1 protein-coding gene is annotated in these 365 nt (G+C 41.4%); it reads right to left on the bottom strand.

Going from position 1 to position 365, the window contains the following annotated elements:
* The coding region (locus tag HY58_RS19700) for a hypothetical protein (RefSeq protein WP_039135713.1) at nucleotides 1-365 on the bottom strand (365 nt) is incomplete at both ends.

Here is a 365-nt window from a genome sequence, read left to right as displayed (position 1 = left end):
GAGCAGTGAACACAGGTGTACTTATAGTATAAACATAATTCCAGATAGCTGTTACACCACTACAATCAGTATAAGTAAATGTATAGGTTTTGGTGCCAGTACAGATTACATCATCAGTTTCAGATGTCAATACCGCAGCAACAGTTCTGCCACAGTTGTCAGTAACATTGGGTGCAACCGGAACAACTTCTGCATCTGCCGGACAGTCAACAACTGATCCGCCATCTACAGAAGCAGTGAACAAAGGTGCACTTATCGTATAAACATAATTCCAGGTGGCTGTTACGCCACTGCAATCAGTATAGGTGAATGTGTAGGTCTTGGTACCAGTACATAATTCATCTGGTGTTTGATTACTAAGAACA

It is taken from the genome of Flavihumibacter sp. ZG627 (assembly GCF_000814325.1).
GTDB lineage: Bacteria > Bacteroidota > Bacteroidia > Chitinophagales > Chitinophagaceae > Flavihumibacter.
Note: the sequence above shows the minus strand (reverse complement) of the source record. Positions and strands in the feature narration are given on the sequence as shown.